The organism is Micromonospora sp. CPCC 206060 (genome assembly GCF_036906895.1).
Lineage (GTDB): Bacteria > Actinomycetota > Actinomycetes > Mycobacteriales > Micromonosporaceae > Micromonospora.
Map to the genome: position 1 here is coordinate 1 of NZ_JBAKHU010000015.1, position 23,935 is coordinate 23,935.

The 23,935-nt window shown below is 69.6% G+C and carries 15 protein-coding genes; 12 read left to right on the plus strand and 3 right to left on the minus strand.

Translation table 11 applies throughout. The annotated features are described in order from the left end of the window. On the minus strand, positions 1-135 hold a 135-nt coding region (locus tag V6U90_RS33920), incomplete at its 3' end, for a helix-turn-helix domain-containing protein (RefSeq protein ID WP_442933580.1). Positions 136-288: 153 nt separating this feature from the next. On the opposite strand from V6U90_RS33920, the gene V6U90_RS12795 reads away from it, so the two are divergent. From V6U90_RS12795 to V6U90_RS12830, 8 genes are all read left to right on the plus strand, one after another. After that, the gene (locus V6U90_RS12795; RefSeq protein WP_334434903.1) at positions 289-1,845 is read left to right on the plus strand and encodes a pyridoxal phosphate-dependent decarboxylase family protein; all 1,557 of its coding nucleotides are present in this window, start codon (positions 289-291) and stop codon (positions 1,843-1,845) included. A 26-nt stretch (positions 1,846-1,871) separates the two neighbouring features. Further along, positions 1,872-3,164, plus strand: a complete 1,293-nt coding sequence (locus V6U90_RS12800) for a lysine N(6)-hydroxylase/L-ornithine N(5)-oxygenase family protein (RefSeq protein WP_334434904.1) — start codon at positions 1,872-1,874, stop codon at positions 3,162-3,164. Then, positions 3,161-3,736, plus strand: a complete 576-nt coding sequence (locus V6U90_RS12805; RefSeq protein WP_334434906.1) for a GNAT family N-acetyltransferase — start codon at positions 3,161-3,163, stop codon at positions 3,734-3,736. The genes V6U90_RS12800 and V6U90_RS12805 overlap by 4 nt, the downstream gene beginning before the upstream one ends. Next, positions 3,733-5,517: an IucA/IucC family protein gene (locus V6U90_RS12810; RefSeq protein ID WP_334434908.1), complete on the plus strand. Its 1,785-nt coding sequence runs from the start codon at positions 3,733-3,735 to the stop codon at positions 5,515-5,517. Before V6U90_RS12805 ends, V6U90_RS12810 begins: the two co-directional genes overlap by 4 nt. Before the next feature lie 11 nt (positions 5,518-5,528). After that, positions 5,529-7,082, plus strand: a complete 1,554-nt coding sequence (locus V6U90_RS12815) for an MFS transporter (RefSeq protein WP_334434910.1) — start codon at positions 5,529-5,531, stop codon at positions 7,080-7,082. Positions 7,083-7,140: 58 nt separating this feature from the next. Beyond that, a complete protein-coding gene (locus tag V6U90_RS12820; RefSeq protein WP_334434913.1) occupies positions 7,141-8,967 on the plus strand; it encodes a right-handed parallel beta-helix repeat-containing protein in 1,827 nt (608 codons plus the stop codon). Positions 8,968-9,224: 257 nt separating this feature from the next. Continuing rightward, a complete protein-coding gene (locus tag V6U90_RS12825) occupies positions 9,225-11,309 on the plus strand; it encodes a cellulase family glycosylhydrolase (protein ID WP_334434917.1) in 2,085 nt (694 codons plus the stop codon). Between the two features lie 1,073 nt (positions 11,310-12,382). Then, positions 12,383-14,812: a carbohydrate-binding module family 20 domain-containing protein gene (locus V6U90_RS12830; RefSeq protein ID WP_442933577.1), complete on the plus strand. Its 2,430-nt coding sequence runs from the start codon at positions 12,383-12,385 to the stop codon at positions 14,810-14,812. Positions 14,813-14,928: 116 nt separating this feature from the next. Here V6U90_RS12830 and V6U90_RS12835 read toward each other — a convergent pair whose 3' ends face one another. After that, positions 14,929-16,536 (minus strand): RICIN domain-containing protein, encoded by a 1,608-nt coding sequence (locus V6U90_RS12835; RefSeq protein WP_334434919.1) that lies wholly within the window; start codon positions 16,534-16,536, stop codon positions 14,929-14,931. A gap of 626 nt (positions 16,537-17,162) precedes the next feature. Between V6U90_RS12835 and V6U90_RS12840 the strand changes: the two genes are divergently transcribed. Continuing rightward, a complete protein-coding gene (locus tag V6U90_RS12840) occupies positions 17,163-18,581 on the plus strand; it encodes a cobyrinate a,c-diamide synthase (RefSeq protein WP_334435108.1) in 1,419 nt (472 codons plus the stop codon). Positions 18,582-18,605: 24 nt separating this feature from the next. Further along, positions 18,606-20,333: a nitrilase-related carbon-nitrogen hydrolase gene (locus V6U90_RS12845; protein WP_334434921.1), complete on the plus strand. Its 1,728-nt coding sequence runs from the start codon at positions 18,606-18,608 to the stop codon at positions 20,331-20,333. Between the two features lie 64 nt (positions 20,334-20,397). Here the strand turns inward: V6U90_RS12845 and V6U90_RS12850 are convergent, their stop codons facing one another. Continuing rightward, the gene (locus V6U90_RS12850) at positions 20,398-21,825 is read right to left on the minus strand and encodes a serine/threonine-protein kinase (RefSeq protein WP_334434923.1); all 1,428 of its coding nucleotides are present in this window, start codon (positions 21,823-21,825) and stop codon (positions 20,398-20,400) included. A 290-nt stretch (positions 21,826-22,115) separates the two neighbouring features. On the opposite strand from V6U90_RS12850, the gene V6U90_RS12855 reads away from it, so the two are divergent. Together V6U90_RS12855 and V6U90_RS12860 are read left to right on the plus strand one after the other, a co-directional pair. Then, positions 22,116-23,180, plus strand: a complete 1,065-nt coding sequence (locus V6U90_RS12855; RefSeq protein ID WP_334434926.1) for a golvesin C-terminal-like domain-containing protein — start codon at positions 22,116-22,118, stop codon at positions 23,178-23,180. A 164-nt stretch (positions 23,181-23,344) separates the two neighbouring features. After that, positions 23,345-23,914: a nucleosidase gene (locus V6U90_RS12860; protein ID WP_334434928.1), complete on the plus strand. Its 570-nt coding sequence runs from the start codon at positions 23,345-23,347 to the stop codon at positions 23,912-23,914. The last annotated feature ends 21 nt before the right edge of the window (positions 23,915-23,935 follow it).

Sequence of the window (23,935 nt, forward strand, 5' to 3'; positions counted from 1 at the left end):
CCACGCCTCCGTGCGCGCCTGCAACGCCATGTTGTAGACCTTCCGGACGCAGCCGAACGTACGCGCGAGCTCGGCAGCCTGCGCGTCGGTCGGGTAGAAGCGGTACTTGAACGCCCGCTTCACGGTCCTGGCCATGGCGCACAGGCTAGTGAGCTGGTCGGTGAGCCTTGCGGTGACACGCGGGTGGACGCCGGTCCGCCTTGGCGGCGGATCGGCTTTTCTGCCCTGCTCCGCAGGGGTTCCGTTTCCTTTCCGGCCTGAAGTCCGAGTATCCACGAAAGGACCGCCATGAGTCTGTCCGGATCCGCCGTCCCGGCACCCCCGACCGCCGGGCCCGCCGGGTTGGCCGCCGCCCGCGCCCACCTGTTCACCACCGGCTCGGTCGAGCGGTACCGGCACGTGCTGGCCGACGGGATCGACCGGGTCGCCACCCGGGTCGCCACCGCGGACCGGCCGTTCACCGGCGTCACACCGGACGACCTCGCCCCCCGGGTCGCCGGCGTCGATCTCGACCGGCCCCTCGGCGACACCGGTGCCGCCCTCGACGAACTGCACGACGTCTACCTGCGCGACGCGGTCTACTTCCACCACCCCCGCTACCTGGCGCACCTCAACTGCCCGGTGGTGATCCCGGCGCTGCTCGGCGAGGCGGTGCTCAGCGCCGTCAACTCCTCCCTGGACACCTGGGACCAGAGCGCCGGCGGCACCCTCATCGAACGCCGGCTGGTCGGCTGGACAGCCGCACGTATCGGCCTCGGCCCCACCGCCGACGGCATCTTCACCAGCGGCGGCACCCAGTCCAACCTCCAGGCGATGCTGCTCGCCCGCGAGGAGGCCTACACCCACGTCGTCGGCAGCTCCACCACCCGGCTGTCCCGCCCCGAGGTGCTGTCCCGGCTGCGGGTCGTCACCTCCGCCGCCGGCCACTTCAGCGTCCAGAAGGCCGCCAAACTGCTCGGCCTCGCCGCCGAGGCGGTCATCACCGTCGCCACCGACACCAACCGGCGGATGCGCACCGACGACCTCGCCGCGACCATCGAGCGCTGCCAGCGCGACGGACTGGTGGTGATGGCGGTGGTCGCCACCGCCGGCACCACCGACTTCGGCACCATCGACCCGCTGTCCCGCATCGCCGACATCTGCACCGCAGCCGGCGTCTGGCTGCACGTCGACGCCGCGTACGGCTGCGGGCTGCTGGTCTCACCCACCCGCCGGCACCTGCTCGGCGGCATCGAACGGGCCGACTCGGTGACCGTCGACTACCACAAGTCGTTCTTCCAGCCGGTCAGCTCCAGCGCCCTGATCGTCCGGGACCGCCGGGTGCTGCGGCACGCCACCTGGCACGCCGACTACCTCAACCCGGCCCGGATGGTCGAGCAGCGCATCCCCAACCAGGTCGACAAGAGCATCCAGACCACCCGCCGCTTCGACGCGCTGAAGCTGTGGCTGACCCTGCGCATCATGGGCCCCGACGCGATCGGCGCGCTCTTCGACGAGGTGGTCGACCGCGCGGCCGGCGCCTGGCGGATGCTCACCGCCGACCCCCGCTTCGAAGTGGTGACCCGCTCGCAGTTGAGCACCGTGGTCTTCCGCTACCTGCCCACCGGCGCCGGTCGGGACCTCGTCGACGCGGCCAACCTGCACGCCCGCGAGGCCCTGGCCGCATCCGGTGCCGCCCTGGTCGCCGGGACCAAGGTCGACGGTGCGCACTACCTGAAGTTCACCCTGCTCAACCCCGAGACCACCCTGGACGACATCGCCTGCGTCCTCGACCTCATCGCCGACCACGCGGGCCGGTACGTGCGCACCGCCATCGGCAGCACCCTGCCCTGCCCGGTCGCCTGACGACCCGCCCCGCACTGGAGAACCACATGTCGACCCACGACTTCATCGCCATCGGGCTGGGCCCGTACAACCTCGGCCTGGCCTGCCTGACCGAGCCGATCGACGACCTCGACGGACTCTTCCTCGAAGCCCGCGACGACTTCGACTGGCACCCCGGCATGCTGCTGGAGTCGGCCCGCCTGCAGACCCCGTTCATCGCCGACCTGGTCACCCTGGCCGACCCGATGTCCCCGTACTCCTTCCTGAACTACCTCAAGGAGTCCGGACGGCTGTACCCGTTCTACATCCGGGAGAGCTTCTTCCCGCTGCGCAGCGAGTACAACGACTACTGCCGCTGGGCGGTGTCGAAGCTGCGCACCGTACGCTTCGGCCACCAGGTCACCCGCGTCGAGTACGACCCGGCCGACGACCGGTACGTCGTCCACGCCATTACGGGCGGGCAGCAGGTCACCCACCGGGCCCGGCACCTGGTCCTCGGCACCGGCACCCCGCCGCACCTGCCCGCAGCGTGCCGGGGACTCGGCGGCGACATGATCCACAACTCCCGCTACCTGGAACACCGGGCCGCGCTGCGGACCAAGCGGAGCATCACCGTCGTCGGCAGCGGACAGAGCGCCGCGGAGATCTACCACGACCTGCTCGGCGACATCGACACCTACGGCTACCAGCTCACCTGGGTCACCCGCTCACCCCGGTTCTTCCCGCTGGAGTACACCAAGCTCACCCTGGAGATGACCTCACCGGACTACGTGGACTACTTCCACGCCCTGCCGGAGGCCACCCGCTACCGCCTGGAGGCCGACCAGAAGGGCCTGTTCAAGGGCATCAACGCCGACCTCATCAACGAGATCTTCGACCTGCTCTACGCCCGCAGCATCCACGGCCCGGTACGGACCCGGCTGATGACCAACACCGAGCTGGCCACCGCCACCTACGACGAGCCCAGCGGGACGTACACCCTGGGGCTGCGCCACACCGAGCAGGGCCGCGACGTCACCCTCGACACCGAGGGTCTGGTGCTGGCCACCGGCTACCACTACCGGGTACCCGGCTTCCTCGAACCGGTCCGCGACCGGATCCGTTGGGACGCCCACGGCCGGTTCGACGTGGCCCGTAACTACAGCATCGACCACACGGGTCGGGGCGTCTTCCTGCAGAACGCCGGCACCCACACGCACAGCATCACCTCACCCGACCTGGGCATGGGGCCGTACCGCAACTCCTGGATCATCCGGGACCTGACCGGCCGCGAGCACTACCCGATCGAGAAGAGCATCGCCTTCCAGGAGTTCGGCGCACCGGCGGGGACCGCCGCGTGACCGCGCCGATCTGGCAGCGCACCGACGAACGGCTCGGCCGGTTCGCGCTGCGTACCCTCGACCCGGACACCGACGCCCCGCTGCTGCACACCTGGGTGACCCATCCCAAGGCGGCGTTCTGGCTGATGCAGGACGCCGACGTGACCCGGGTCGCCGACGAGTACCGGCACATCGCCGCCCACCCGCACCACGATGCCTTCGTCGGACTCTGGCAGGACCGTCCCGCCTTCCTCGTCGAACGCTACGATCCCGCCCACGTCGAACTCGCCGGCCGGTACGAGGCGGCCGACGGTGACATCGGCATGCACTTCCTGTGCGCACCCACCGACACTCCGGTGCACGGCTTCACCCGCGCGGTGATCACCACCGTGCTGGCGTGGCTGTTCACCGACCCGACCGTCCGGCGCGTCGTGGTCGAACCCGACATGCGCAACCGCGCGGTGCACGCGCTCAACGCCGCCGTCGGCTTCACCGTCGTCGGCCCGATCGCCAAGCCCGAGAAGAACGCCCTGCTCAGCGTCTGCACCCGCGACCAGTTCCTGGCCGCCACCCGAGGAGAGGTACCCGCGTGAACCCCGCCGCAGCCGTGGACCACCTGACCCCACAGGCATGGTCGCAGGCCAACCGTCTGCTGGTCCGCAAGGCCCTCGCGGAGTTCGCCCACGAGCGCCTGATCAGCCCGGAGCCCACCGGCGCGGGGCACTACCTGGTCCGCAGCGACGACGGGACGGTGGAGTACCGCTTCGCCGCGCGGCTGCTGAGCCTTTACCACTGGCAGGTCGACGCCGACAGCATCACCCGCCGACGCGGCGACGCCGACCTGCCGCTGGACGCCGTCGACCTCTGCCTGGAACTGCGCGACGCACTCGGCCTCACCGACCAGATCCTGCCGGTCTACCTGGAGGAAATCAGCTCCACCCTGGCCAGCACCGCGTACAAACTGGGCCGACCGGCGCTGGACGCCACCGACCTGGCCCGCGCGGACTTCCAGACCATCGAGACCCAGATGACCGAGGGTCACCCGTGCTTCGTGGCCAACAGCGGCCGGATCGGCTTCGGCGTGCACGAGTACCACCGCTACGCCCCGGAGACGGCCGAACCGGTCCGGCTGATCTGGCTGGCGGCCCACCGCGACCACACCACCTTCACCTGCGCCGCCGACCTGGACTACGGCAGCCACCTGCGCGCCGAACTCGGCGACGACACCCTGGCCCGCTTCGCCGACACCCTCACCGGCCTCGGCCTCGACCCGGCCGACTACCTGCTCATCCCGGTGCACCCCTGGCAGTGGTGGAACAAGATGTCGGTCACCTTCGCCGGCGAGATCGCCCAGCGTCGCCTGGTCTGCCTCGGTGAAGGAGCCGACGAGTACCTCGCCCAGCAGTCCATCCGCACCTTCTTCAACATCACCGCCCCGCACCGGCACTACGTCAAGACCGCGCTGTCGGTGCTGAACATGGGCTTCATGCGGGGCCTGTCCGCCGCCTACATGGAAGCCACCCCGGCGATCAACGACTGGCTCGCCGACCTCATCGACAACGACCCGGTACTCAAGGGCACCGGACTGACGATCATCCGGGAACGGGCCGCGATCGGCTACCGCCACCGGCAGTACGAGGCGGCCACCGACCGGTACTCCCCGTACCGCAAGATGCTGGCCGCCCTGTGGCGGGAGAGTCCGGTCCCCGCCCTGGAACCGGGCCGGCGGCTGACCACCATGGCGGCCCTGCTGCACACCGACCGCGACGGCCGCTCGCTCGCCGCCGCGCTGATCGCACAGTCGGGGTTGGCGCCGGCGGTGTGGCTGCGCCGCTATTTCGACGCCTACCTGGTCCCGCTGCTGCACAGCCTCTACGCCCACGATCTTGCCTTCATGCCGCACGGCGAGAACGTCATCCTCGTCCTGCACGACGGCACCGTGGAACGGGCGATCTTCAAGGACATCGCCGAGGAGATCGTGGTGATGGACCCGGACGCCGACCTGCCCCCGCAGGTGGACCGGATCCGGGCCGCCATCCCCGAGGACGAGAAGATCCTCTCGATCTTCACCGACGTCTTCGACTGCTTCTTCCGTCACCTCAACGCGATCCTCGTCAGCGAGGGTGTCCTCGACGAGGAGACGTTCTGGCGCACCGTCGCCGCATGCGCGTCCGACTACGCCGACAGCGTCCCGCACCTGGCCGACCGGCTGCGCCGGTACGACCTGTTCGCCCCGGAGTTCGCCCTGTCCTGCCTCAACCGGCTACAGCTGCGCAACAACCAGCAGATGGTCGACCTCGCCGACCCGTCGGCCGCGCTGCAGTTCGTCGGCACCCTGACCAACCCGCTCGCCCGCTTCGCCCCGGGCCGGTGAGCAACGCGCCGGTGAGCAGCGGGCCGCCCTCCGGCCGGCCCGCCACCCGGTGGCTGATCCTGGCGGTACTCTGCCTCGCCCAGCTCACCGTGGTGCTCGACAACACCGTGCTGACCGTCGCGGTGCCGGTGCTCACCACCGAACTGGCCGCCAGCTCCGCCGACGTGCAGTGGATGATCAACGCGTACGCGCTGGTGCAGTGCGGGCTGCTGCTCACCGCCGGCAGCGCCGCCGACCGGTACGGTCGCCGCCGGATGCTGCTGGCCGGGCTCGTCCTGTTCGGACTCGGTTCACTGGCCGCCGGGCTCGCCGGCACCAGCGGGCAACTCATCGTGGCCCGCGCCGGCATGGGCGTCGGCGGTGCCCTCCTGGTCACCGCCACCCTCGCCGTCGCGATGCAGGTCTTCGACACCGCCGAACGGTCCCGCGCCATCGGCATCTGGGCGGCGACCAGCGCACTGGGCTACGCCGCCGGCCCGCCGATCGGTGGCATCATCCTCGCCCACCTGCCCTGGGGCGCCATCTTTCTGGTGAACATCCCGATCGTGCTGGTCTGCCTGGTGGCGACCTGGGCGCTGGTCCCGGAATCCGGCAGGGGAACGGGCGGCCGTCCCGACCTGGGTGGGGTGCTGTTCTCCACGGCCGGGCTGACCGCGCTGGTGTGGGCGATCATCTCCGGACCGGAGCGGGGCTGGGCCTCACCGGCGGTGCTCGGTGCGGCCGGTGCCGGTGTGGGCCTGATCGGACTCTTTGTCGCCTGGGAGCGCCGGGTCGCCGATCCCATGCTGGACATGCACTTCTTCCGCGACCGGGGCTTCGTCGGTGCGGTCTGCGGGGTTGTCCTGATCACCTTCGGCGCCACCGGCGCGTTGTTCCTGCTCACTCAGCACCTCCAGTTCGTCCGGGGCTACCCGGCCTGGGAGGCGGGGCTGCGGATGGTGCCGTTCGCGCTGTCCATCGTGCTGCTCAACCTCGGTGGGGTCGCCGCGTGGCTGATCCGTCGACTCGGATTGGCGCTGTCGATCGCTGTCGGGATGGTCCTGCTCGCCGCCGGACTCGCGGCCATCACCCACATCCCGTCGGACAGTTACGCGGTGCTGCTGGTTGGGCTGCTCGTGATGGGTACCGGCTGCGCTCTGGCCACCCCGGCCATCGTCGAGGCCGTGATGAGCGCGATCCCGACGGAGAAGGCCGGGGCCGGCGCCGGGGTCGACGGCACCATGTCCGAGGTCGGCGGCAGCCTCGGCATCGCCGTGCTGGGCGCCGTACTCAACGCCCGCTTCGCCGCCCTGCTGCCGGCCGCCCTCGCCGGCGCCGGGTCGTTCCCCGCAGCCCTGGCAGCCGCCGGCACCGATGCCGAACGGGGACAGGTGTCCGAGGCCTTCCGTTCCGCGTTGGAGACCGGCCAGACGGTGGGGGCCGTCGCGGTCCTCGCCGGTGGTCTGCTTGCCGCCTGGCTGCTGTACCGGGCGGAGCGGGAAGCCGCCGCAGGCCGCTCACCGGCCGGTCATGGGCTGCCCCGCCCGCCGACCGAAAGGTTGACAGAGGCGAATGCGCACTCGTAGCTTCTCCGGGGAAAGCGCTTTCACGTAGTACCCACCACGTCCCCGGAGGTACACCTTCATGCGCTCGTCCCGCCAGCGTCGGCTGGCCCTGATCCTGGCCGGGGTGCTCGCGCCCGCGGCCGCGCTCGTGGTCGGCATGACCGCGACCGCCTCCGCCGCCACCGTCTTCAGTGACGACTTCTCCGACGGCGACACCTCCGGCTGGTCCAAGTCCGGCGGCACCTGGACCGTCCTGTCCGACGGTTCCCAGGTGGTCCAGCAGTCCAACGCGACCAGCGAGAACGCCCGGATCTTCGCCGGCGGCACGAGCTGGACGGCGTACACGGTGCAGGCCCGGGTCAAGCCGCTCAGCCTCGGTGCCGCCGGCCACACCAGCCTGCTGGCCCGCGCCTCCGGGTCCACGGTGTACTACCGGCTCGCCCTGCTGCCGGCCAACCAGGTGCAGTTGCAGGCGGTCAGCGGCAGCTCGGTGACCGTCCTCGCTAGCGCCTCCCGGACCGTCGCCACCGGCACCTGGTACACCCTCGCCATCGATGTCTTCGGCACCACCGTCCGGGGCAGCGTGGACGGCACCGTGATCGGGCAGGGCACCAGCTCCCTGGTCAGTGCCGGTCGCATCGGCCTACAGACCGCGTACTCCTCGGCCTCCTTCGACGACGTGGTGGTCACCGACGGCGGCACCACCCCGCCCACCACCCCGCCGCCGACCAGCATCTCGCCCACGCCCACGCCGACGACATCGCCGAGCAGCACGCCGTCGCCGACGCCCACCACCACGCCGCCCACGGGCACCCTGGTCGTGGCCACCAACGGCAACGACGCCAACCCGGGCACCCTGTCCCAGCCGTTGAAGACCATCCAACGTGCCCACGACCTGGTCCAGCCGGGCGGCACCATCGCGGTGCGGGGCGGCACCTACGCGCCCAGCGTCACCATCAAGATCCTCAAGGACGGTACCTCGTCGCAGCCGATCACGCTGACCAACTACAACGGCGAGCGCGTGATCATCGACGGGGAGAACATGCCGTACACCCCGGGTGCCGTCGGCTCCAGCATCCCGCGTTCGGACCGTGGCGCCCTGCACGTCGAGGGCAACTGGTGGCGGTTCATCGGCCTGGAGATCATCAACGGCCCGTACGGCATCTTCGGTGTGGACACCAACAACGGCCGGTACGAGCGCCTGATCACCCGGGACAACTACGAGTCCGGTCTGCACCTGCAGGGCGCCTCGTCGGGTAACCAGATCATCAACCTGGACAGCTACGGCAACCGAGACCCGCGCAAGAACGGCGAGAGCGCGGACGGGCTGGCGATCAAGGAGGGCTCCGGCACGGGCAACGTGGTGCGGGGCGCCCGGTTGTGGCGTAACGCCGACGACGGCTTCGACGCGTGGTTGTTCCTGTCGCCGATCCTGATCGAGAGCAGCGTCGCCTACGACAACGGCTACAACTACTGGAACCTGCCCGACTACAGCGGCGACGGCAACGGGTTCAAGAACGGCGGCGGCAACGACCCCCGTCCGGCGGTCAACCACATCACCCGCAACTCGATGGCCTGGGGCAACTCGGCCAGCGGCTTCATCGACAACGGCAACCCCGGCTCGCTGGTCTTCGAGCGGAACACCGCCTGGGACAACGGCAAGGCCGGCTTCGACGTCTCCCGGTCGACCTCCATCGTCAACCGGAACCTGTCGGTGGGCAACACCACCAACGTCTCGTTGGGCAGCTCCACCGGGTCCAACAACTCGTGGAACCTCGGCGGTACGTGGACCTTCGTGAGCACCAACTCCTCGACGATCACCGGCCCCCGGGCCGTGGACGGGTCCATCCCGACGTCGACGTTCCTGCACCCGACCAACGGCGCCGACGTGGGCGCCCGGCTCTGAGCTGACCTGACCCCTGCTGCCGGCGGCATCCGTGCCGCCGGCAGCAGTCGGCCGGGGTGCGTAGGCCGGCCCGGGGTGCGCCGGCCGGCCCAGGGCACGCCGGCCGGGTAGCCCTGAGCCCCTCATATGTCGGTACATCAATTGACAAAGTTTGGATCCCAAACTTAATCTGCAGCCGACCCAGGTGTCGTCCGTGTCAACCGTGCGGCCCTGACGGGTCACCCGAAACGGCAGCATCTTTCCCGGCGAGGAGCGTCATGACCGGTCTGCGAAGCACGGTACGACGGACACGATGGCGGATCGCTCTGGTCACGACCGCCGTCACGGCACTGCTGGCCAGCCTCGGCCTGACGTTCGCGGTCAGCGCGTACGCCGCTGCGGGCTGCCAGGTCACCTACTCCGCCCCCAACCAGTGGCCGGGCGGGTTCACGGCGAACGTGAGCGTGACCAACCTCGGCGACCCGATCAACGGCTGGCGGCTGACCTGGACGTTCCCGTCCGGTCAGCAGGTGACCCAGGCGTGGAACGCCACGGTCACCTCCTCCGGCAGCACCGTGACGGCGACCGACGTCGGCTACAACGCCGCCCTCGGCACCAACGCGACGGTGTCGTTCGGTTTCAACGGTTCGTGGTCCGGCACCAACACCGCGCCGACGACGTTCGCGCTCAACGGTGTCACCTGCACCGGCAACGTCGGTGGCACCACCCCTCCGCCGACGACCACGCCGCCGCCCACCACGCCGCCGCCCGGTGACGCGATGGCGACGGTGGCCGCCATGCAGCCCGGCTGGAACCTCGGCAACTCCCTCGACGCCGTCGGCTCGGACGAGACCGCCTGGGGCAACCCGCGTATCACCGAGGCGCTGCTGGACAACGTGAAGGCGCAAGGCTTCAAGAGCATCCGCATCCCGGTCACCTGGAGCGCACACCTGGGCGGCGCGCCCAGTTACCCGATCGAGGCGGCCTACCTCAACCGGGTCAAGGAGGTCGTCGACTGGGCGCTCGCCGACGACTTCTACGTGATGATCAACATCCACCACGACTCGTGGCAGTGGATCGCGAACATGCCGGCCGACCGCACCAACGTGCTGGCAAGGTACAACGCGATCTGGACCCAGCTGTCGAGCACCTTCCGCAACTCGTCGCCGAAGCTGGTCTTCGAGAGCGTCAACGAGCCCCAGTTCAGCAACAGCTCCGGCGACGCCCAGAACGCCACCCTGCTCAACGAGCTGAACACGTCGTTCCACACCATCGTGCGGCAGTCCGGCGGCAACAACGCCACCCGCCTGCTGGTGCTGCCGACTCTGCACACCTCTTCCGACCAGGCCCGCATCGACGAGTTGACAGCCACCTTCACCGCCCTCGACGACCGCAACCTCATCGCGACCGTGCACTACTACGGCTACTGGCCGTTCAGCGTCAACGTCGCTGGCGGTACCCGCTTCGACGCCACGGTGCAGAAGGACCTGACCGACTCCTTCGACCGGGTGTACAACGCGTTCGTCGCCCGGGGCATCCCGGTGATCATCGGGGAGTACGGTCTGCTCGGCTTCGACCGGCACACCGGCACCATCGAGCAGGGCGAGAAGCTCAAGTTCTTCGAGTTCCTCGGCTACTACGCGCGGACCAAGAAGATCACCACCATGCTCTGGGACAAAGGCCAGCACTTCAACCGGACGGCCTTCACCTGGTCCGACCCGGAGCTGTTCGCGCAGATCACGTCGAGCTGGACCACCCGGTCGGGTACCGCCTCGTCGGACCTGGTGTTCAACGCCAAGGCCAGCGCGATCACCGCCGAGACGCTCACGCTGAACCTCAACGGGACCTCGTTCCTGGGTGTGCGGCAGGGCACCGCCGACCTGGTCCAGGGGACCGACTACACCGTCAGCGGCGACCAGCTGACGTTCACCGCGTCGGCGCTGACCCGGCTGACCGGCAACCGGGCGCACGGGGTCAACGCGACGCTGCACGCACGGTTCTCCCAGGGCGTGCCGTGGCGGATCAACGTGATCACCTACGACCGGCCGATCCTGAGCAACGCCACCGGGACGACCAGCTCGTTCGCGATCCCCACCCAGTTCCGCGGTGACCAACTCGCCACCATGGAGGCCAAGTACGCCGACGGCAGCAACGCCGGCCCGCACAACTGGACCTCGTTCAAGGAGTTCGACGTCACCTTCGCGCCCAACTACAGCACCAACGTGATCACGCTGACCTCCGCCTTCTTCGCCGAGGTCAACGACGGTGCTCCGGTGACCCTCACCTTCCACTTCTGGAGTGGCACGACGGTGACCTGCCGGGTGACGAAGTCGGGCAGCAACGTCACCGGCACCGCCCTGTGACCGCCCTTCCCGGCGCGAGTACCCGGGGCACCTGATCGTCACCCGGTCCCGGTGACGAAAGGGTCGACCGTGCGGCCGTACCGACGTGGGAACGTCGGTACGGCCGCACGGTCTCCTGCGCCGCTCCGGTTCCAAGGGACGCTGTCCGTAACGACGGGGAGACACCGGATCCGGCGACGGGGGCAACCGGCTCCGAGCCGGCCGGTTCCCCACCTGACCTTCGCGCCGACGCACCCCGGGCCACCACCGTGCGCATGCCGGACCTGGTCCGAATCGGTGTCCGTGGTGGGCCGCCCTCAGCTTCGCTGCACCATCGTGGCAGACGTCTGACGAGTGGAGCGGTGCCGCCGGCAGGCAGTGGTGGTGCGGGCCTGTCGACGGTGCGGGGGTGGGGTGGCGGGCACTTGTGTCTCCTCCGGGCATAGTGAAGACAGGCGAGGGCGTAACCGGCATGACGGTCAGGGCCGGCGGGCGCGGAACCGCTGCGGGATCCAGCAAGAACGATGAAACTTGCTGGAAACGCTTGCGACGAAGTTAAGGCTGACGCCTGCTGTTCGTCAAGGTTTCCCGGGGCGGCAGGGGTAGGTAGTAGCACTGGTCGTCGGCGCCGATTGCGCCGACATGTGGGACGGGCAGTCGGGTTCCGGGTTGGCGTCCGGCGTTTCTCCGGCGTCGCCGGTACCGCCATGGATCGTCATCTGCGAGTTGGTCATTTTTGCGGGAATCGCGCTGGTCGTTTTTGCGGGAGACCGGCGGTCGAGGGGGTGCCGGCGGTCGGACGTGACCGGACGTGCGGTGGGGGCGGCTCCCGCCGCACGCCGGGTCGACCGGACCGATCCCGCCATGTGGACAGGTCGTCGGTGGTGACCGGTTCCGGCGCGGGCCATCCAGTGTGTGGGTTGACCTTCGTTGATGACGATGGGGTGCCCCCAGGTGGCCGGGAAGTTGCCGCCGGGTTTCACAAACCTTGCCGCAAGGTCTTGCAAAAAGTTTCAGTCGTCGCGCATCGTCTTGCTACGAGGACGGCCGTCCACAGTCGCGTGCTCCCCCGTCAACCGGAAGGCCCCACCACCATGAAACCGTCGAGACCACCACTCCGCTCCGCTGCCCGTCACCTGCTGCTGGCCGCCGCGGTAGCCGCCGCCGCGGCCATGCCCGCCGTCGTGGTGACTACCGCCGCAACCCCCGCCAGCGCCGCCGTCACGCTCAACGACAGCGAGGTGACGGCGAACCTGTGGGAGTGGAACTGGAACTCCGTCTCCGCCGCCTGTACCAACCACCTCGGTCCCGCCGGCTACGGTGCGGTGCAGGTCGCCCCGCCGCAGGAGTCGGTCAGCCTGCCCAACAGTGCCGACGGGGTGCACCCCTGGTACGAGGTGTACCAGCCGGTGTCGTACAAGCTGGAGAGCCGGTTCGGTAACCGCCAGCAGTTCGCGGACATGGTCACCGCCTGCCACAGCGCCGGCGTGCGGGTGTACGTCGACGCGGTCGTCAACCACATGGCCGGAACGAACAACCCGGCGGGGAGCGTCGGGTACGCCGGCACCCAGTTCTCCGGCTACAGCTACCCGGCGGTGCCGTACGGGCACAGCGACTTCCACCACCCCGGTGACAACTGCCCGACCTCCGGCGGGATCACCGACTGGAACAACGAGGCCCAGGTGACCAGCTGCGAGCTGCTGTCCCTGTCGGACCTCTACACCGAGAAGGAGGAGGTCCGCAACAAGATCGCCGCCTTCCTCAACGACATGATCAGCCTGGGCGTCGACGGGTTCCGGGTCGACGCGGTCAAGCACGTCAAGAAGACCGACTTCGCGGCGATCCTCAGCAAGCTCAGCAACACCACCGCGGAGAACAAGCGCCCGTACGTCGCCCAGGAGATCTTCGACGGCGCCTCCAACGACGCGCTGAAGGCCCGGGCGTTCATCGGCAACGGCGACGTCCTCGACTTCGCCTACGCCAAGGGCATCAGGTCCGCGTTCCAGGGGTCGATCTCGAACCTCGCCGGCATCCCCAACTGGAATCTCGACGCACCCAGCGCCAACGTCTTCGCCATGGTCACCAACCACGACCTCGAGCGTGACGGCGTGGTGTTGTCCTACAAGAACGGTACCGACTACACCCTGGCCAACTACTTCGTGCTGGCCTACCCGCACGGTAAGCCGTCGGTCTACGACAGCTTCACCTGGTCGAACCGTAACCAGTCGCCGCCGTCGAACGGCAGCGGGTACGTCACCAACGCCGTCTGCGGGGTGGCCTGGACCTGTCTGACCCAGTCCACCGGGATCAAGGGCATGGTCGGCTGGGCCAACGCCGCCAGGTCGGTCAAGACCATCTCGGACTTCACCGCGGTCAACAGCAACGTCATCGGCTTCCACCGGGGTGACCAGGCCTGGATCGGCATCAACGACTCCGGCAGCAGCGCCACCGCCGAGTTCGTCACCGGCCTCGCCGACGGTGCGTACTGCGACGTCATCTCCGGCACCGCCTCGGGCTCCGGCTGCACGGGCACCACGGTCACCGTCTCCGGCGGCCGGGCCACGGTGACGATCCCCGGCAACAACGCGGTCGCCATCCACGCCAACGCCAGGGCGACGAATCCCGTCCGGGTCGCCACCACCTTCAACGCGAGTGCCAGCCTGGCCGCCGGCCAGACCCTGCACGTCGTCGGGAACGTCTCGGCGCTGGGCAACAACAACACCGCCAACTCGGTGCCGTTGACCGCGAACGGCAGCACCTGGACCGCGACCGTCGACCTGCCGGCTGGGACCGGGATCTCCTACCGGTACGTCATCAAGAACGGCACCACCGTGGTGGAACAGGAGGCCGCCGACCGCTCCTTCACCACCCCGGCGACGGGCACGGTGACCAGGACCGACACCTACGTCCCGCCGCCGGTCACCGACACGGTGTCCACCACCTTCACCGTCACCGCCACGACGAGCAGCGACCAGGCTCTCTACGTCGTCGGCAGCATCCCGGCGCTCGGTTCCTGGAACGCGGCCAATGCGGTCCCGCTGACCGCCCAGGGCGGTGACGTCCACCGGGGCACGGTCGAGCTGCCCAAGTCCACCGCGGTGGAGTACAAGTTCATCAAGAAGACCCCGTCCGGCAGCGTCACCTGGGAGTCCGGGAGCAACCGGGTCTTCACGACCCCGGCGAGCGGCGACTACGCCCTGACCGAGACCTTCCGGGGCGACACCGCCGCGCAGCAGGTCACCGGCGCCTTTAACGCCAACGTGTCCACGTACTACGGCCAGAACGTGTACGTCGTCGGCAACCTCGCGGCCCTCGGCGGCTGGAACCCGGCCAACGGGATCGCACTGTCCTCGGCGGACTACCCGGTCTGGCGGGCCACGGTCAACCTGCCCCCGAACACCGCCATCGCCTACAAGTACGTCAAGAAGAACCCCGACGGCTCCTTCACCTGGGAGTCCGGCGGCAACCGCACCTTCACCACCCCGTCGACCGGCACCCACACCAGCAACGACTCCTGGAGGTAACGGCTCAGCCGGACGTCCGACAGGTGGCCGGTCCCGCACTACGGGGCCGGCCACCTACCTGTTCCAGCGGCTACGGGGCCGCCGGTGGCGGACCGCACGGGGTCAGCGGGTACCGGTCAGCAGCGGCTGATCGTCGAGTTGTTCAGGGTGATGTTGCTGATGGTCAGGTTGTCCGCGCAGGGGTTCTCCACGATCCGGTTGTTGACCAGGGTGAAGTTGCGCAGCGTGATGTCGCGGTTGCCGGGGAACTCGGTACGCTCGGCCAGCCGCACCTCGCCGCCACCGCTGATCGTGCCGCCGTTGGCCGCGAGGTTCACGCCGTAGCAGTTCTCGATCAGGATCGAGTTGTTGCCGGTGTTGGCGATGTCGACCCGGTCGATCGTCGCGCCGCCGGACTCGGAGACGCAGAAGATGCCCCGGCCGCCGCCCCGGGCGCGCACGGTACCGACCCGGATGTTGGTGGGGTAGCTGGATCCGATCCGGCCGTTGCGGTTGGCCATCCGGAACGCGGCGTAGCCGGTGCCGGTACCGGCGTTCTCGGCGTCGACGGTGCTGACCGTGGCGTTGACGGTCTCGTTGAGCAGCAGTCCGGACTCGCCCACGTTGCGGGCGGTCACCGTACCGATGGTCAGGCCGTCCACGCCGTACGTCTCCACCGCGTGCGAGCTGGCACCCGAGACGTAGACGTTGTCGATGCGCACGTTCCGGGTCCACTGGCTGGTGTCGCCCCGGTTGTCGATCCGGACGCCCAGGCCGCCGGAGAGCCGCATGTCGATCTGGCCGAGGATCACGTCGGTGACGTTTCGTAGGAAGATCCCGTACAGCGGGGTGCCGGTGACGGTGAGGTGCTGGACCTCCACCTGGGTGGTACCCCGGGAGTAGATGGGTGCCTGGTCGCCGGTGCCGGATCCGCTGACGTTGATCGTGCCGCACACGTCGATCGTGGTGTAGCTGGGCAGGGAGATCCGGGAGCCGGCGCTGATCGAGCCGGAGCCGCGTACGACAACCCGCTGCTTGCTGGTCCGGCCGGCGCTGAGGCTGTTCACTGCGGCCTGTACGGCGGCGCGCATGTCGGTGCCGGTGTAGACGGTGCTGCCGCCGTTGCGGGCGGTCCAGGTACTGCCGCTGAGTACGGCCTCGGCGTGGAACGACCCGCTGCCGCACCCGCTGGTGGACAGGGCCACCAGCTGCCACTGCTGGTTGGCGCCCCCGAGATCCTGGTATTGGGGGATCAACGCGCCGTCGGCGGTCGACCAACCCCACAGGTCCAGGGCCTTGCTGGAGCGCCGGTTGATGAACCGGACGTACCCGCTGTCGGAGTCGGCCAGCCGGAAGTGCTGGCGGGTGTTGCCGCTGGCGGCGGTGCTCTGTACCAGTTGGACCCCGTCGTTGGCGTTGGGCACCTCCAGGACCTTTCCGCTGTGCACCGACCGGACCTGGTAGTAGCCGCTGCCGACGTCGACGAACCGCCACTGCTGCACGGCGAGGTCGTTGCGGGTGTACTGGTTGACCGGCGCGTTGTCGGCGGTCGACCAGTTCCACAGGTCCATTGCCTTGCCGCTGTGCCGGTTGACGAACACGTACGTCGCCCCGGTGTCGACGGTGGCCGCTGACGCGGCCGGCGCAGCGACCAGCGTGCCGGCGCCGACGAGGACCAGCACGGCCGCGAATACCGGGCCGGTACGCCACCGGCGTGGTCGTCTGCTCCTGGTCAGGGGTGTCATGCGCGGCTCCTTGTGGTGGTGGTTCGGAGGAAAGTGCCCGACGGGACGCGGGCAAACGCTTTCCTCGGCCCGACATCCACCTGCCTCCGCTCGGTTCGGGGATACCCCCCGGGGATACCCCCTCTCGACCCACTCCGTTTCCAGGAAATCGCGCTATCCGCCTGGGCGGACACCGCGACTTTCGGGGAAACGAGTGGCTCACCGGGCAGTCGAGGTCGATCAGGGCGGAGACAGGTGCCCGGTGTCATACCGGCGGGACGGCCAGCCCTCGCCTGCTGGCACAGACGGTGCAGCTCGACAGGCTGCGAGTCAGACGTCTGGTGCGGCCGTCGACCAGCGGGCGACGCCGGTGCGCGGATCGCGGCGACCATGCTGTGCCCGGCAGGGCGTCGCAGGTCGTGCGTGAAACCGGATAGCTGAGCGCTGCCGGCGGCCCGGTCGGGCGGGTGAGATCAGCCGGAATACGGTCTGACCATTTCCGTACCCGCCGTCGCCGGTGATTGCGCAATGCCGGAGGTCCGACAGGAGCGGTAATTTCGAACGGGTCGGCCGGCGCAGTTCCGCCGGTCGTGCCGGTGTCGTTTCCCGAATTGCGAACGCCGTTGTGGCATCATCCAGACGTGGCTATGGAGTCCGGGTCGCCCGGTATCCGGAATGTCCGACCGGCGATCCTGGTGGCCGCCTCCCACAGCGGCGCCGGAAAGACCACCACCGTCGCGATCCTGTTGCGGGCGCTGCGCGACCGTGGGCTCACCGTGCAGGCATTCAAGATCGGTCCGGACTTCATCGACACCGCATACCACACCGAGGCGACCGGTCGGCCGGCGATCAATCTCGACCTGTGGATGATGGGTCCCGACGCGATCCGGCGGTCGTTCCACAATTTTTCGACGGGCGCTGACATCAGCGTCATCGAATCGATGGGTGCCCTCTTCGACGGCGCCGACGGCACCGAGGTCGGCAGCGCGGCCCACCTGGCCAAGCTCCTGCACGTGCCGGTCGTGGTCGTCCTCGACGTGTGGGGGATGACCAGGACGACGGGTGCCGTCCTGGCCGGCATGCGCGACTTCGATCCGGATCTGACCGTCGCCGGCTGCATCCTCAACCGCACCGGAAGCCAGCGCCACGCCCAGATGGTCCTCGACTCGCTCCGCCCCGAGCTGCGCGACCTCGTGGTCGGCACCGTTTCGTACCAGGCCGGACTGGCGGTACCCGAGCGGCACCTCGGACTGCTGACCGTCGAGGAGAACCCGACCTCGCGCGCCGAACGCGACGACGCACAGCGCAGGGCGGGCGCGGATCTCGACATCGACCGGCTCCTGGCTGTGGCCGGTGGGCGAGCCACCGAGCCGGCCGACATCACCGAGCCCGCCGATACCGCACCGGCCGCACCGGCACCGGCCCGTGCCCGTCTGGCCGTCGCCCGGGACGCCGCCTTCTGCTTCTACTACGAGGAGAACCTGCGCGTACTCCGGGCCGCCGGATTCGAGCTGGTGCCGTTCCGCCCGACCAGTGATCCGGCCCTGCCCGACGGCACCGACGCGGTGTACATCGGTGGGGGATACCCGGAGAGCTTCGCCGCCGAACTCGCGGCGAACACCGGACTGGCCGGGGAACTGCGTCGCCGCGCCACCACCGGGACGCCCATCTACGCCGAGTGCGGCGGCCTGATGTACCTCGCGGACTCCCTCACCGGGTACGACGGGACACTCCACCCGATGACCGGGATCCTGCCCCTCGACGTGGTGATGGACCCCGCACACCTGGCGATCCGGTACGTCGAGGTACGCACCCGGCAGGATTCGCCCCTGGGGCCAGCCGGTACGACGCTGCGCGGACAGGAGTTCCACCAGTCCCGCATCGCCGGTACCGCGACCCTGCCGCACCTGTTCGACGTCACCAGCAGCGACGGCGCCACCTCGGTTGCGGGATACGCGGTCGGCAACGTCGTCGCCAGCTACATCCACGTGCACCTCGCGTCCAACCCCCAGGTCGCTCGACGCCTTCTCGGCGCTGCTCTCGCCGCCCGCGGCGAGCAGGCATAGTCCACCTCAGACAGAGAGGACAAGATGGGTATCCTCGGACCTCACCCACGCCTGGTCCCGGCAAGCCTGGCCCTGGCGATCGTCGTCGGGCTCACCGCAGGACCGTCACACGCCAGCCCCTCCCCGGTCGACGGTTCGACGGCGGGGCGGACGACCACCGTCAAGATCGCGACGATCCACTTCGCGCCGACCGAGGGCGACGTCGCCGGTAACCGGGCCAAGTTGGTCGATCTGGCGACCGAGGCGGCCCAGAACGGCGCGAAGATCATCGTGCTGCCCGAGATGGCAACCAGCGGGTACTCGTTCTTCAGCCGCTCCGAGATCGCCACCGTGGCGGAGACGGTCCCCGGCCCGAGCACCCAGGCCCTCGGCCAGATCGCCGACCAGTACGACGCCTACATCGCCTTCGGCATGCCCCAGTACGTGCCCCAGCAGAACCTGTACTTCAACGTGGCGGTGCTGCTCAACCCGCTGGGGAAGGTGGCCGGCGTCTACCGTAAGCGCAACCACCTCCTGGAGTCCTCGTACAACGCCATCACCGATGCGCCGGTGCCCACCTTCGACACGCCGTACGGGCGGATCGCCCTCGTGATCTGCTCCGACATGTTCTACTCGCAGTTCCCCCGGGCGGCTGCGGTGGCGGGCGCCACGCTGCTGCTGGCACCGGCCAACGTGGGCATCGAAACCGACTTCGTCCGGCTGCGGACCTTCGAGAACGACTTCGCCATGGTGGTCGCCAACCGCTACGGATCCGGCACCGCCGGGACGAAGCCGACCGCCTTCACCCAGGACACCTTCACCATCCCCTCGCCCTACGCCTACGACTTCAACTACGGCTCCCGCAGCATCATCGCCACCCACCAGGGCACGATCCTGGCCGACCTGTCCGCGCACGTAGACGCCATCGGGTACGGCCTGGTGCCGGTCCGGCAGACCCGCACGTTCCCGGTGGAACGCCGGCCCGGGATGTACTCGCTGCTGGCCCAGGACACCCTGGAGACCTACACCCAGACCCAGTTCAAGCAGCCGGCGGCGACCACGTTCGCCACCGCCGCCGTCGACCCAGGCCCGGCCCAGACCCCGTGGGCCGCCGCACAGGCCGCCGCCGAACAGGCCCGCACGGCTGCGGTCGCAGCCGGTCAGACGCTCCGTCTCGTGGTGTTCCCGGCGAACTACTTCACCGTGGACGCCGCTGGTCTGGCCAGCATGCGGGGCTACGCGCAGAGCCACAACCTGGACCTGCTGGTCCACTACCCGGCGACCGCCACCGAGGCCCCCCGGAGCCTGCTGATCACCTCCACCGGGACCGACTACCCGTACGTCCGAACGCACCGCGCCCGCAGCGAGTCCATCCCGGCGGCACACCTGTCCGACGACTACTGGGTGATTGACCGTGACTACGGCCGGGTTGCGCTCATGCAGGACGTCGACATGCTGCCGCCGGAGACCTCCCACGTGCTCGCCCGGATGGGGGTCGACGTGGTGGCGGTGAACGCGGACATGACCTCTGGCCTGCTCAGCCCGCTGTGGCAGAGTCGTACCGGCGACTACCTGCACATCGCCGTCGCCAACCGCAGCGGCCCCGAGGGCGTGTACCTGGGCGGCTACCGGTCCAACCCCGGCTTCACCCAGGGCGAGGGCCAGGTCATCCGGGACATGGACACCTCGCACATCCGCAAGAAGCCCTCCGCCAGGTTCTTCGACTACCACTCCATCCTCAAACCCTGCACCCTGAGTGCCGCCAACTGCTGACCCACCGCGCCGGCCGGGCCATCGCAGCCGAAGCGGCTGGTCCGGCCGGCGTGAACCTGACCTGTCAGGAGGTCACGAAGGCCGACGCCGAGTACTTGCCGGACTCCGGCCGGGCCATGCAGTGCACGATCCAGGTCTCGGTGCCGGGCAGCTTCACCGGCCACGGCTCGCGGATCCAGCCGGTGGTGGCCGTCGGATCGGCGCTGCGGGCCGCCATCACCGGCGCCGAGCAGGCCGCGCCGATGTCCGCGCGGGCCAGCAGCTCGTCCTGGGGTACGTCGACCGCGTCGGCGGGCAGGTAGGTCGCCGAGAACGTCTGCCAGGAGTGTTCCCCGGTGCAGTCGGCGCGGCGGGGCGGCATCGCGGTCCCGCTGATCGAGGTCAGCCCACCCCAGCACAGTGGTTCGGTTGGGCAGAGCGCCGCGTCGCAGGCCACGAGCCCGGCCTTCCGTAGCTGCGTGGTCGGTACCGCGTTGTCCGGCCGCGTCGGGTCGGCGCCGGCCGTCTGCCCGCCGTCCCGGTTTCCGGTACCGGTCAGCTGCCACACCGCGATGCCACCGACCAGCGTGGTCACCAGCAGCGCGGCGGCCACGATCCATCGACGTCGTACCGCTGTCGACCGGACGGATCCGGGCGTGGACGGTAGCGGTGGCGGCGGGTGCCCGGCGGCCATCCACTGGCCGTGCGCGGCAGCCCGGGCCGCGTCGGCCATGGCGGCGGCCGACGGCCACCGGTGGGCCGGATCGGTGGCCAGGGCACGCCCGATGACGTCGAGCACGGGGCGGGGGACGTCCCCGCCGAGCGGGCGGGGTGCGGTCTGTACCCGTTGCAGGGCCACCGCGTACGGGTTGTCCCCGCTGAAGGGCCGATGCCCGGCCAGGCACTCGTAGGCGGTGAGCCCGAGCGAGTAGACGTCACTGAGCGCGGTGGCGGGCTGTCCGAGTACCTGCTCCGGCGACAGGTAGGTGGGGGTGCCGAGGACGGCCCCGGAGACGGTGAGGTGCGTGCCGTCCTCGGTACGCGAGATGCCGAAGTCGGTGATCAGCAGCGAGCCGTTGCGGCGGATCAGCAGGTTGGCCGGCTTGATGTCGCGGTGCACGATCCCGCAGTCGTGGACCGCCTGCAGACCGTCCGCCGCCTGGGCGATGAACCGCATCGTGTCGGCGGCTGTCAGACGGCCGTGCCGGCCCAGCACCTGGGACAGCGACTCGCCGTCGATGAACTCCATCACCAGGAAGGTGATTCCGTCGCTACGGCCGTAGTCGTGGATGGACGCCACCGCCGGGTGGTTCACGCTGGCCATGGACTTGGCCTCGACCAGGAACCGCCGGGCGAAGCTCGGCTCGTCGGCCACCTCCGGGAGCATGGCCTTGACCGCGACCACCCGGCCGAGCACCTCGTCGACCGCCCGCCACACCTCGCCCATCCCGCCGGCACCGATACGGGTGTCGAGACGGTACCGGTCGCCGAGCTTCAGCCCAGGGTGCAGCATTCCCACTCACCGTCTGTGTCCCGGACCGCCCTGATGTAGCCGATCGAGGCGACATCATGCCACAGCGGGCCGGAATCCCCGCCTGCTGCCGAGTCCTGTCCCGACCAGGACCGACCTGATCGGGCGGGATCGGGCGGACCGGGCGGGCTGCCCTCACCGCGGGACCGGGGCGAGGGCGGAAACCTTCGCGCGACGAACCTGGCCCTGTAGACATCTTTCACAAAAGATCGATGTTCATTATAGTCCTGGCCAGTGTCGATCTCTCTGGTCACGGATGACGAGGTACTCCCATGCTCGACAACACACCGTTGCGGCGCCGAACACTGCTCGCCGCGCTCGCGGGTGCCGCCGTGGCACCGGCTGTCGCCGGTCGCGCGCACGCCGCGCTGCCCAAGGTCTACCTCGACCCGGGGCACGGCGGCACCGACCCGGGCGCGGTCGGTAACGGCCTTCAGGAGAAGGCCCTGACGCTGGCCATCGCCCTGCAGGCGCGCAGCATCCTGCTGGCCAACTGGAGCGTCGACGTCCGGATGTCGCGCACGACCGATGTGACCCGCAGCCTCACCTACCGCACCGACGACGCCAACGCGTGGGGCGCGAACATCTTCGTCAGCGTGCACATCAACTCCGGCGGCGGCACCGGCTTCGAGAGCTACCGGTACCCGACATCCGACGCCGCCACCATCAACCTGCACAACGCCCTGCACGGCAGGGTGCTCGCCGGCATGCGGTCGGTCGGCTCCGTGACCGACCGGGGGTTGAAGACCGCAAACTTCCACGTACTGCGGGAGACCACCATGCCCGCCGTACTCACCGAGAACCTCTTCATCGACACCGTCGCCGACGCGAACCTGCTCAAGCGGGCCGACTTCATCACCGCCACCGCCCGGGGGCACGCGGAGGCCGTCGCGAGCCACCTCGGCCTGACCACCACCAATCCGCCCGCCTACAGCACGATCGTGGACAACGCCACCACGGGACGGTTCACCGCGAGCAGCAACTGGGGTACGTCCACCTACTCCAGCCAGCGCTACGGGGCCGACTACCGGTTCGCCAACCCCACGCTCGCCAGCGACGCCGCCTGGTTCAAGGTCAGCATCCCGCAGACCGGCGACTACCGGGTCGAGGTACGGCACCCGGCCGACCCGGGCTACAACAGCGCCACCCCGCACATCGTCGTCACCAGCTCCGGCAACCGGACGGTGAACGTGGACCAACGCGCCAGCGGCGGCGTCTGGCGTTCCCTGGGCACCTTCAACCTGGCCGCCGGTGACCGGAACCTGGTCGCGGTGAGCCGCTGGACCGGCACCACCGGGTACGTGGTGGCCGACGCCGTACGCGTCACCCGCGTCTAGGTTCCGTCCGCCGGGTCATCAGTCCCGCTCGTCGGGGCGAGGCGGTCCCGCCGGTCACCCGGCGGGGCTGTGCCGGCAACATCGGTGCCGGCGCAGCCCCGCCGGGATCCTCCCGGATACGGCAGGGGTTCGGTCCGGCGCCGGATGCTGGATACGATCGCGCGATGGATCTTCAGGGAGTGGTAACCCCGGACCGGCCGCTACTCGTCCTGGCCCTGGCAGAGGAGGCCGCCCACCTCGACCGCAGTGTCCCGGTACTGCTCACCGGGATGGGAAAGATCAACGCCGCGACCGCGCTCGCGGTGACCCTGGCCCGGGGGCCACGGCCGTCGGCGGTGATCAACCTCGGTACCGCCGGTGCCCTGCAACCGGGCTGGACCGGTACCCACGAGGTGGGCAGCGTCATCCAGCACGACCTGGACACGGATTTCCTGCGGAGTCTGACCGGCCTGACCGTGGGGGCGCCGGTGGCTCTGACCGGCGTCGGCCCGGTGCTGGCCACCGGAGACATCTTCGTCGCCGACGAGGCGGCCCGCGCCCGGCTCGCCGCCCGGGCCCAACTCGTCGACATGGAGGGCTACGCGCTGGTGTCGGCGGCCCGGCAGTGCGGGGTGCCGATCCGGTTGATCAAGCACGTCAGCGACGACGCGGGGGAGGGCGCGGAACGTACCTGGCAGGAGTCGGTGGGCGGCTGCGCGCGCGCCCTCGGCGAGTGGGTCCACACGCATCTCTGACAACCACCTGCGGCACTGCGG

Excerpts from the sequence above, each read along its gene's own strand:
- V6U90_RS12795 (WP_334434903.1), top strand. The coding sequence starts at position 289 with ATGAGTCTGTCCGGATCCGCCGTCCCGGCACCCCCGACCGCCGGGCCC.
- V6U90_RS12800 (WP_334434904.1), top strand. The coding sequence starts at position 1,872 with ATGTCGACCCACGACTTCATCGCCATCGGGCTGGGCCCGTACAACCTC.
- V6U90_RS12820 (WP_334434913.1), top strand. The coding sequence starts at position 7,141 with ATGCGCTCGTCCCGCCAGCGTCGGCTGGCCCTGATCCTGGCCGGGGTG.
- V6U90_RS12825 (WP_334434917.1), top strand. The coding sequence starts at position 9,225 with ATGACCGGTCTGCGAAGCACGGTACGACGGACACGATGGCGGATCGCT.
- V6U90_RS12830 (WP_442933577.1), top strand. The coding sequence starts at position 12,383 with ATGAAACCGTCGAGACCACCACTCCGCTCCGCTGCCCGTCACCTGCTG.
- V6U90_RS12835 (WP_334434919.1), bottom strand. The coding sequence starts at position 16,536 with ATGACACCCCTGACCAGGAGCAGACGACCACGCCGGTGGCGTACCGGC.
- V6U90_RS12840 (WP_334435108.1), top strand. The coding sequence starts at position 17,163 with ATGGAGTCCGGGTCGCCCGGTATCCGGAATGTCCGACCGGCGATCCTG.
- V6U90_RS12845 (WP_334434921.1), top strand. The coding sequence starts at position 18,606 with ATGGGTATCCTCGGACCTCACCCACGCCTGGTCCCGGCAAGCCTGGCC.
- V6U90_RS12850 (WP_334434923.1), bottom strand. The coding sequence starts at position 21,825 with ATGCTGCACCCTGGGCTGAAGCTCGGCGACCGGTACCGTCTCGACACC.
- V6U90_RS12855 (WP_334434926.1), top strand. The coding sequence starts at position 22,116 with ATGCTCGACAACACACCGTTGCGGCGCCGAACACTGCTCGCCGCGCTC.
- V6U90_RS12860 (WP_334434928.1), top strand. The coding sequence starts at position 23,345 with ATGGATCTTCAGGGAGTGGTAACCCCGGACCGGCCGCTACTCGTCCTG.